This is a genomic window from Mesorhizobium sp. M7A.F.Ca.CA.002.09.1.1, assembly GCF_003998555.1.
Taxonomy (GTDB): domain Bacteria; phylum Pseudomonadota; class Alphaproteobacteria; order Rhizobiales; family Rhizobiaceae; genus Mesorhizobium; species Mesorhizobium ciceri.
This window is the reverse complement of the sequence record NZ_RZRR01000122.1, coordinates 1-8,986: the sequence shown is the minus strand read 5'-3', so window position 1 is coordinate 8,986 and position 8,986 is coordinate 1. Positions and strand designations below refer to the sequence as shown.

9 protein-coding genes are annotated in these 8,986 nt (G+C 65.7%); 8 read left to right on the top strand and 1 reads right to left on the bottom strand.

What is annotated here, in order from left to right; all coding sequences use genetic code 11:
• Both EN994_RS08130 and EN994_RS08125 read left to right on the top strand, forming a co-directional pair.
• The coding region (locus EN994_RS08130) for an alpha/beta hydrolase (RefSeq protein WP_206530383.1) at window positions 1-834 on the top strand (834 nt) is incomplete at its 5' end.
• Entirely contained in the window at window positions 831-2,570 is a 1,740-nt protein-coding gene (locus tag EN994_RS08125; protein ID WP_063168736.1) for a cobalamin-dependent protein, read from the top strand. The genes EN994_RS08130 and EN994_RS08125, both read left to right, overlap by 4 nt.
• Window positions 2,571-2,610: 40 nt before the next feature.
• Here the strand turns inward: EN994_RS08125 and EN994_RS08120 are convergent, their stop codons facing one another.
• Window positions 2,611-3,357, bottom strand: a complete 747-nt coding sequence (locus tag EN994_RS08120) for an SDR family oxidoreductase (protein WP_063168737.1) — start codon at window positions 3,355-3,357, stop codon at window positions 2,611-2,613.
• 103 nt (window positions 3,358-3,460) lie between these two features.
• Here EN994_RS08120 and EN994_RS08115 point away from each other — a divergent pair, with 103 nt between their 5' ends.
• The 6 genes from EN994_RS08115 (at window position 3,461) to EN994_RS08090 (ending at window position 8,896) form a co-directional block, all read left to right on the top strand.
• Entirely contained in the window at window positions 3,461-4,432 is a 972-nt protein-coding gene (locus tag EN994_RS08115; protein WP_158515799.1) for a thiamine pyrophosphate-dependent dehydrogenase E1 component subunit alpha, read from the top strand.
• Window position 4,433: 1 nt separating this feature from the next.
• Complete coding sequence (locus EN994_RS08110) at window positions 4,434-5,408, top strand: alpha-ketoacid dehydrogenase subunit beta (RefSeq protein WP_063168739.1); 975 nt, start codon at window positions 4,434-4,436, stop codon at window positions 5,406-5,408.
• Window positions 5,409-5,422: 14 nt separating this feature from the next.
• A complete protein-coding gene (locus EN994_RS08105; protein WP_127224187.1) occupies window positions 5,423-6,715 on the top strand; it encodes an alpha/beta fold hydrolase in 1,293 nt (430 codons plus the stop codon).
• A 63-nt stretch (window positions 6,716-6,778) separates the two neighbouring features.
• The gene (locus tag EN994_RS08100) at window positions 6,779-7,102 is read left to right on the top strand and encodes an NIPSNAP family protein (RefSeq protein ID WP_063168741.1); all 324 of its coding nucleotides are present in this window, start codon (window positions 6,779-6,781) and stop codon (window positions 7,100-7,102) included.
• Between the two features lies 1 nt (window position 7,103).
• Window positions 7,104-7,973 carry a hypothetical protein gene (locus tag EN994_RS08095; RefSeq protein ID WP_063168742.1) on the top strand — a complete coding sequence of 290 codons (870 nt, stop codon included), beginning with the start codon at window positions 7,104-7,106 and terminating at the stop codon, window positions 7,971-7,973.
• The gene (locus EN994_RS08090) at window positions 7,970-8,896 is read left to right on the top strand and encodes a 3-hydroxyacyl-CoA dehydrogenase NAD-binding domain-containing protein (RefSeq protein WP_063168743.1); all 927 of its coding nucleotides are present in this window, start codon (window positions 7,970-7,972) and stop codon (window positions 8,894-8,896) included. The genes EN994_RS08095 and EN994_RS08090 overlap by 4 nt, the downstream gene beginning before the upstream one ends.
• Window positions 8,897-8,986 lie beyond the last annotated feature (90 nt).

Below are 8,986 nucleotides of genomic sequence, written 5' to 3'. Positions count from 1 at the left end.
CGACAGGGAGGGCCTCAGCTGATGCCCTTCTTCACCGCCGCCGATGGCTGCCGCATCCACTACGAGACATCAGGCAGCGCCGGCCCACGCCTCATCCTCATCTCCGGGCTCGGCGGTGATGGAAGGTTCTGGACTGGTGTGGTACGCCTGCTCGAGGCCGACCATCGCGTCATCGTCACCGACCATCGCGGCGCCGGTCGCAGCGATCGCCCCGAAAGCCCCTATTCCATTCCCCTGATCGCCAGCGACATTGCCGGCCTGCTGGCGCAGACGGGCGGTCCCGCCCATATTGTCGGGCATTCCACTGGTGGCGCCATCGCGCAGGTGCTGGCGCTCGATCATTCGGAACTTGGCCTGAGCTATACGATCAGCAGTTCCTGGGCGCGAGCCGACAGCCGTTTCCGCACGCTCTTCAGCGCTCGCGCCGAACTGCTGGAGGCCGGCTTGGCCGAGACCTATCAGCGCCTCGGCCATGTGCTCTGCCACGAACCGTCCTACCTCGAAACGCATGCCGGGGAACTCGACGCAGCCGTCGCCGCCGCCCCTGACACCCTGGCGCCGCTGACAGTCAGTGCTGCGCGCGTGCGCATGCTGCTCGACCATGATCGCCTTGCCGATCTGCCGCGCATCGACACCCCGGTTCAAGTGATTGCGGCCACCGGCGATATCCTGACACCGCCAGCCCTTTCGGAGGCGATCGCTGCGGCAATACCGGATGCCCGGTTTGTTTCAGTTCCCGGTGCGCATTTTCACCCCCTCGCCGACCCCGAAGGTCTTGCCGCCATCATTCGCCGTTTCATTGTCGAAGCTCACCTTGATCGCAAAGCATCATGATCGCTGACCTCAGCCCCGCCCTCCTCGACCCGCGCCTCAAGCCTGGCGCCGAGCTCCTCGCCGAAGGACGCGTCATGGCGCGCGACTGGCGCCTCGGCAGCTGCCGCTTCCTGACCGAGACTGGGATGCCGTCCGAAGCCGCATGGAAGCGCAAGGCAGCGGCCGAAAAGCGAGTCATGCAGCACGCCCATATCGGCTTCAGAAGCGTCGACCGCACCGTGGCCGCGATCGGCGAGGTGCATGAGCAATGCCGCAAGGCAGGGGTAACGGTCGACCGTTTCGGCATCACCCTCGACTGGTCGATGGGTTATCCCCAAGCCATGCGTGCAAAGGCCGCGCGCGGCACCGGCATCGTGCTCACCGGCCCCGAGGATTTCGCCCGCATCACCAACGCCGCGCCCGCTGCCGCGCATTTCGGCGACTTCATGCTCGGCCTGCCGGGCGCGGTGGAAAACACCCGCGCCGCCATCGCCGCCGGTGCAACGGCCATCGGCAATCTGGGGCAGTATTTCACCTTCCGGCTGCCCTACTGGGACGATGATGTCGCGACCACCGAAGCGACCGTCACCGCCCTCGGCCTGATTGCCGCGCAGGATGCCGAAATCCTTGTCCATTCCAATCTCGACGACGGCTTCGCCGGGCTGTTCATCGACATGGCCTGCGCGCTCGGCATGGTGCTGGTCGAAAAGCACATCGTCGAGGATCTGATCGGCGCGCGGCTCGGCCATTGCTACGGCCACCACTTCAGCGATCCACTGTCGCGCGCTGCCTTCCATGCCGCGCTGGTGCGGGTCAGCGATACGCCGGGCACCATGATCTTCGGCAACACCGTTTCCTACCAGTCGACCCCGGCAGGCAATTACGCAACCCTGGCGAGTTATCTCCTGGCCGACATACTGGCTGTCGGGCGATGGCCCTCCGGCCATGCGATCAATCCGGTACCGGTAACCGAGAACCAGCGCATTCCCGATGTCGACGAGATCATCGACGCACAAACCTTCGCGCACCGGCTCACGCTGCACGCCCCCTTCTACGACCCCGTCTTCGACTGGGCCAGGGTGGAGGCGATGGCCGATGTGCTGGTCGAAGGCGGGCGTCGCTTTGCCGGTGCCGTCATGAAAGGGCTGGCCGAGCGCGGGGTGGATACCGAAGACCCGGCCGCGCTGATGTTCGCCATCCGCCGCATGGGGCCGAAGCGCATGGAGGCGCTGTTCGGCCCGGGCGCGGACGGCATCCGCGGACGCACGCCGCTGATCCATGCCGAATGGGCGCGCGAGCTCAACCACAAGGCCGTCGCCTGGGTCGCGACGCAAAAGCCGCTGGAAAGCCCTAGACCCCTGACCGTCTGCATCGGCACGACCGACGTGCATGAGCACGGAAAATATCTCGTCGAACAGGCGCTTGAAGGCCTGGGCATCGTCATCGCCGATGCCGGTGTGGCCGTCGACCCGGAAACACTCGTCGCCCGCGCCGCCGAAACCGGGGCCGATGCGATCGCCGTCAGCACTTACAATGGCGTGGCGCTGCGTTATGCACAGGCGGTGAAAGCAGCGATGGCGGCACGCGGACTTGCCTTGCCGGTGCTCATCGGCGGACGATTGAACGAAGTGCCCAAGGAGTCCAATTCGGGCCTGCCGGTCGACGTGACCAAGGATATAGCAGACCTAGGCTGCCTGCCCTGCGCCGACCTCGACGAGATGCTGCGTGCCCTGCGTTCCATCCGGCCCGTTGCCTGAAACGGGCAGGCTTCGTCTTACGCAACGACAGGGGCGTGCCTTACCAGGCGGTCATGCCGCCGTCGACCGTCAGGATCGAGCCGGTGGCGAAAGAGGATTCGTCACTGGCGAGCCACAGGATTGCATTTGCGATTTCAACCGGCTGCGCGACGCGATTCATCGGTGAGCGCGCGTTCAATGCCGCGACAAACCCCTGAGGATCGGGATGGGTTTCCAGCATGGTTTCGAAATAGCTCGACCAGGTCACACCCGGTGCCACGGCGTTGACGCGGATCTTGTCCGCAACATGGTCAAGCGCCATGGCACGCGTCAGCGCCGCGACGCCGCCCTTGGAGGCGACATAGGCCGCCCGATCGGCAAGTCCGACATGGGCCACGTTGGAAGCGGTGTTCACGATCACCCCGCCGCCGCCCGCGGCCATGACGGGAATGACATATTTGGAGCAGAGAAAGACGCCCTTGAGGTTCACGGCCATGAGCGCGTCCCAATCCGCCGCCGCGGTGGTGACAACCGAACCGCGTATGCCGTAACCGGCATTGTTGACCAGAATGTCCACCCGGCCGAAGGCCTCTTGCGCGCGGCGCACCATCGTCGCCACGGAGACTTCGTCCGAGACGTCCGCCTCCCAGGCCAGCGCTCCGGTCCTGCCGGCCACCTCGCCGGCCCGCGCGCCGTCGCGATCGACGACCAGAACGCGCGCGCCCTCCTTCGCAAACAGTTCCGTGACGGCCGCGCCGATACCGGCGCCGGCTCCGGTGACGATGGCCGCCTTGCCCTCCAAACGCATGATCGATCCCCTTTTCACAAACTTGTTTTGCCCTATCTTGCAGAAGCGCTTGCAAAGTGTCGACACTTTTGTATTTAATTTCGGCACGAACTCGGGGATATCGGTGAAAAACACTCCTTCCGTCGAACAACATCTGGAAATCTATCGCCGGATGCTGCTGGTGCGGCATCTCGAAGAGGGCCTTGGGGCGCTTCACAAGGAAGGACGCACGCGCGGTCCGATCCATCGCTGCGATGGCCAGGAAGCCGTCGGCGTCGCCGCGACCGCCGTGCTGGAGGCCGGCGACAAGGTCGCCACCACCCATCGTGGCCACGCGGTCTATATCGGCAAGGGCATGGCCGTGCACCCGGTGGTGGCCGAGATCTTCGGGCGGGCCACCGGTGCCTGCGGCGGGCGCGCCGGCCACATGCTGGTGGCCGATGCCGAAAAGGGCGTGATCGGCGGCAATGCCATTGTCGGCGCGGGCATTCCAGCCGCCACCGGCATGGCGCTGTCGATGCAGATCCTCGGCACCGGCAATGTCGCCATGTGCGTCTTTGGCGACGGCGCCGCGCAAACCGGCATCTGCCACGAAGCCATGAACATGGCGGGGCTGTGGAAATTGCCGGTCGTCTTCGTGCTCGAACACAACCAGTTCGGCCTGACCGTTCCCTCCGAGGTCCAGTCGCCGGTCGAGGACCTGTCGATCCGCGCCGCCGGCTACGCGATGCCGGCCGAGATCGTCGACGGCAATGACGCGGTGGCTGTCTACCGTGCCGTGTCGGCCATGGTCGAGCGCGCCAGGCGCGGCGAAGGCCCAGGCATGGTCGAATGTAAGACCTACCGCGTCGAAGGTTTCTCCACCTCCGACATGGGCGGTTACCAGAAGCCGGAGGATATTGCGGCCTGGAAGGAACGTGACCCGTTGCTCGTCTCGCGCAAGGCGCTTTTGGGCGACGTCGGCGAGGCGAAACTCGCGGCAATCGAGGTGGCGGCCAGAGCTGAGGTCGACGAGGCATTCGCGGCGGCCCTCTCCGACCCGATGCCCGAATTCTCGCTCGACGAAGCCTGCAACCCCTACAGCGAGGCACACTGACATGGCCATGATGCGGTATGCCGAAGCGCTCAATGCGGCACTGCGCGAAGAGATGCAGGCCGACCCCTCCGTCTTCGTCTTCGGCGAGGACATCGGACGCTATGGCGGCGTCTTCAAGGTGACGAAAGGGCTGATGGAGGAATTCGGCGAAACGCGGGTGCGCGACACGCCGATCTCCGAACAGGCGCTGACCGCCATGGCCGTGACCGCCGCGATGACCGGCACGCGGCCGGTGCTGGAAATCATGTATGCGGATTTCGTGCCGCTGACGCTCGATGCGCTGGTCAACCAGGCATCGATCTACAATTACATCTGGAACGGCCAGGTCAAGATGCCGTTCGTGCTGCGTACGCAGGGCGGCGGCGGCGCCGGCGCCGGCGCGCAGCACTCCAAGTCGCTCGATTCCATGCTTGCCCACATACCCGGCATCAAGGTCGTTGCTCCTTCGACGCCCGCCGACGCCAAGGGCATGCTGAAGGCCGCGATCCGCGACGACCAGCCGGTGGTCTTCCTCGAGCACAAGCTGCTCTACAACACCCGCGGCGAGGTGCCGGAAGGCGATGTGACCGTGCCGCTCGGCAAGGCGGCAACCCTGCGCGAAGGCAACGATATCTCGATATTCGCCACCTCCAAGATGGTGGTCGAGGCACTGAAAGCCGCGGATCTTCTCGCAGCCGACGGTGTTTCGGCCGAGATCGTCGATCTCCGGTCGCTGCGCCCGCTGGATGTCAACGCCATCGTCGCCTCGATCGCGAAAACGCACCATGCCGTGGTGGTCAACGAGGGCTGGCGCTTTTGCGGCTACGCCGCCGAGCTTTCGGCAACGATCATGGATCACGCCTTCGACGAGCTGGACGCGCCGGTCGCGCGCGTCACGCTGCCGGACATGCCGATCCCCTATTCCGAGCCGCTGGAAACGGCGATGCTGCCAAGTGCCGAGAAGATCCGCACCGCCGCGCTGAAGACGCTGAAGTGACGGAGGCGGCGGCGATGGCGACCCATCCGATCAGCATCGACAGCGCCGGCGGCGAATACATGGAAGCCGTGCTGGTGATCGCCTGGGCGGTGAAGCCAGGCGATCCGGTCAAGGCCGGCGATCTGGTCGTCACCGTCGAGACGGCCAAGGCCGCGACCGAAATCGAAGCCGACCGCGACGGCTGGCTGGCCGAAATCTTCTTCGCCGAGGGACAGGAAGCGCCGGTGGGCGCCGTGCTCGGCACGATCGCGGACGCGAAGCCGATGGCTGGCCAGCCAGCCTCGGTCGGGCCGGCGACAGCAGCCGCCGCGGCAGCCAATCCGCGCGAGCTTGTGGCTGACGAAGCCTCTTCCTCCATCCGGCAGCCTGGCAGCCGCCCGATCGCCAGCCCGCTTGCCCGGCGCCTTGCCGCCGCGGCCGGGCTCGACCTTGCCGCCATTTCGGGAAGCGGGCCGCGCGGACGGATCAAGAAGCGCGACATCGATGCCACCCTTGCCGCTCGCACGAACGAACAGGACGGTGCAGGCCAGCGGGCGCCAGCCGCAGTCCAGGCATCGCCTGTCGCCGCGCCGGCCCGGCAGACGGTGCCGGTGGTCCTCATCCACGGCTTCGGGGCGGATCGCTCCGTGTGGCGGCAGGTTGTCCCGTTGCTCGGGCCGGGGATCGAGACGATCAGCCTCGACTTGCCCGGCCATGGTACGGAAGCGGCAAGACCTGCAAGCATCATCGAGGAGATCGCCTTCCTCCTCTCCGACCGGCTGGAGGGGATGGGCGTCGGCAATGCCCATCTCGTCGGCCATTCGCTCGGCGGCGCGGCGGCTCTGGCGCTCGCACGACTGGGCCGTTTTACGGTACGCTCTGTCACACTCCTTGCCCCTGGCGGGCTCGGCCCCGAGATCAATGCGGGCTTCCTTGCCGGGCTCGCCCGCGCAACAACCGTCCCGGCGCTTGAGCGATGGCTGGCGGTCATGGTCGGCGACCCCTCGGCCCTGCCGGTCGGTTATGCGCAGGCCGCACTCAGACAGCTGGAAAAGACCGGCAATCGCGACGCGCTCACTGCGATGGCCGAAAGCCTGTTCCCGGACGGCACGCAGGGTTTCGATCTCGCGGGCGCGCTTGGCGAACTCGCCGTCCCGACGCGGCTCATCTGGGGCAGGCTCGATCGCGTCATCCCGGTCGCCCATGCGGCCCGCGCGCCGGGCTTCACTGCCGTTCATCTTCTCGATGGCGTTGGCCATGTACCGCAGATCGAGGCACCGGCGCTCACCGCCCGGCTCATCGCCGATACGGTGCGAAGTGCCGGCTGAGCCGGCAAGACCATCACGCCCGCGTCAAGGGCGCCACGACAGAATGTCAGAAGGAGTGCCGATATGATCTTCGACCATCGCACCTACACCGCCCGCCCCAACAAGCTGTCGCATTTCCTCAAACTCTACGAGGACGTCGGCCTGCCGATGCAGCGGCATTATCTGGGCGAGCCCTTCGGCTTCTTCCAGACGCATATCGGCGACCTCTCGCGCACCGTGCATCTGTGGAGATATGAAAGCCTTGCCGACCGGGAGGAGCGGCGCGACCGCATGGAGGCAGACCCGGAATGGCAGGCCTACCGGCGCAAGGTGATCGAGACCGACTATCTGCTCGACATGCGCAACCAGATCCTCAAACCCGTCTCGTTCTTCAATCCGGGAAAATAAGATGGACCTGACTTTCTCGACCGAGGGGCGCAGCTGGCCGCTGCGCCTGACTGGCGATGCCGAGCGCACGCGCCGCGCGCTGCTTTCGGCCTTGCCGATGCGTCTGCAGCTGCACACGCCGAAGATCGCCGGCAGCCATATCTATTGGCATGCTCCCTTCGTCGAGGATATCGAGGGTGCTACGCATGTGCTTTCCGCGACCGCCGGCGCATTCATCTACTGGCCGGTGCGGCAGTTCCTCGAAATCACCTTCGCGCCGCTTCAGGCGGAGAATGCCGAGATCACCGTTCTCGGCCATCTCGACGCGCCGGTGGAAGGCATTGCCGAACTTGCCGCGACACTGAAACAGGACCAGGGCCGCCGCATCCTGGAAGGCACGCTTGTCCGGTCGGATGGCGGCGTGTCCGAGCCTTCGCCGCCATCGTCGCTGCCACAGGATATCATTGCCGCTCGCAAGGCGCTGTGGGTGTTCTGTCCCGCCGACATCAGCCGGGTCACCGCGTCACGCGCCATCATGCACCCGGCAGGGCCTGTCTTCACCGCGGAATCAGAAGCGCGGGTGCTGCACGAATTCCTCTGGTGGATCCGCGCCGAGCGCGGCCGGAAGGACGAATTGGTGCTGCGCCAGGCGGCAGCAATCGCGCTCGACAAGACCGCGACCCGGCTACGCGATTTCTGCCACATGGAGGAAACGCCTGCCCTGCTTTTCCGGCTCAAGGCGGCGATGGACGGCAACTATCCGCTCGGTGCGCTGATGGACGAGGCGATCCTGGCTACCGGGCGGGTTGGCGCTTGGATCGATCTTCTCATCCCGTGGAACGACCTCAACGAGGCCTTCCGCGCTGCGCTTGACGGCAGGAGGGCCGGATGATGGAAAAACTGACCATCGGCATTGTCGGTTTCGGCGTCATCGGGCAGCGCTGGACGGCTTGCTTTGCCCATGCCGGCCACGCGGTGCGCGTGTTCGACCCGACAGAGCGGCGCGAAGCGGCTTTCAACGAGGTGCTGCCTGCACTCATGGCCGACCTAGACGCGTTGAAGGGATCCTCGCCCTCGCCCGGCGAGATCCATCTTTTTCCGACGCTCGCCGAGACGCTCCAAGGCGTCGATTTCGTGCAGGAGAACGGTCCGGAAGACCTGGCCCTCAAGCGCCGGCTGCTCGCCGAGATCGAAGATCATGTCGGTGACGAGATCGTCATCGCCTCCTCCTCCTCGGCCCTGCTGGTGTCCGACATGCAGGGCGAGTGCCGCCTGCCCGGCCGCGTCGTGCTCGGCCATCCCTTCAATCCAGCGCATCTGATGCCGCTGGTCGAGATCGTCGGCGGCAAGACATCGGATCCACAAGCGATCGCCCGCGCACGCGCCATCTATGAAGCCATCGGCAAGAAGCCGGTAACGCTCAACCGGGAGGTGACCGGCCATATCGCCTTGCGCCTGATGGGCGCCATGTGGCGCGAGGCGATCGCTCTGGTGCGAGACGGCGTCGCCTCGGTCGAGGACGTGGATCGTGCCTTCATGTATGGGCCGGGCGCGAAATGGACCCTGCAAGGTTCGTTCATCTCCAACAGCCTCAACGCCGATGGCATCGAGGACTTCCTGCGCAAATATGGCCCGACCTATCAGGCGATCTGGGACACGCTGCTCGACGCAAAGCTTGACAGCGAGACCATCCGCTCGATCACAGCTTCGACAAATGCGGCGGTAGGCGGGCGCAGCCACGAGGATCTGAAGGCCGCGCGCGAGCCTGGCCTGGTCGGCATTTTGAAAACAGTGGCCGCACACGGTGCACTCTAATCGTCACGGAGAATGGCCATGACCTATCGCACCGCCCTCGTCACCGGCGCCTCGAAAGGCATCGGCGCAGCGATCGTCGAGAGCCTGATC

Coding starts and splice junctions, on each gene's coding strand:
- EN994_RS08125 (WP_063168736.1), top strand. CDS start 831: ATGATCGCTGACCTCAGCCCCGCCCTCCTCGACCCGCGCCTCAAGCCT.
- EN994_RS08120 (WP_063168737.1), bottom strand. CDS start 3,357: ATGCGTTTGGAGGGCAAGGCGGCCATCGTCACCGGAGCCGGCGCCGGT.
- EN994_RS08110 (WP_063168739.1), top strand. CDS start 4,434: ATGGCCATGATGCGGTATGCCGAAGCGCTCAATGCGGCACTGCGCGAA.
- EN994_RS08105 (WP_127224187.1), top strand. CDS start 5,423: ATGGCGACCCATCCGATCAGCATCGACAGCGCCGGCGGCGAATACATG.
- EN994_RS08100 (WP_063168741.1), top strand. CDS start 6,779: ATGATCTTCGACCATCGCACCTACACCGCCCGCCCCAACAAGCTGTCG.
- EN994_RS08095 (WP_063168742.1), top strand. CDS start 7,104: ATGGACCTGACTTTCTCGACCGAGGGGCGCAGCTGGCCGCTGCGCCTG.
- EN994_RS08090 (WP_063168743.1), top strand. CDS start 7,970: ATGATGGAAAAACTGACCATCGGCATTGTCGGTTTCGGCGTCATCGGG.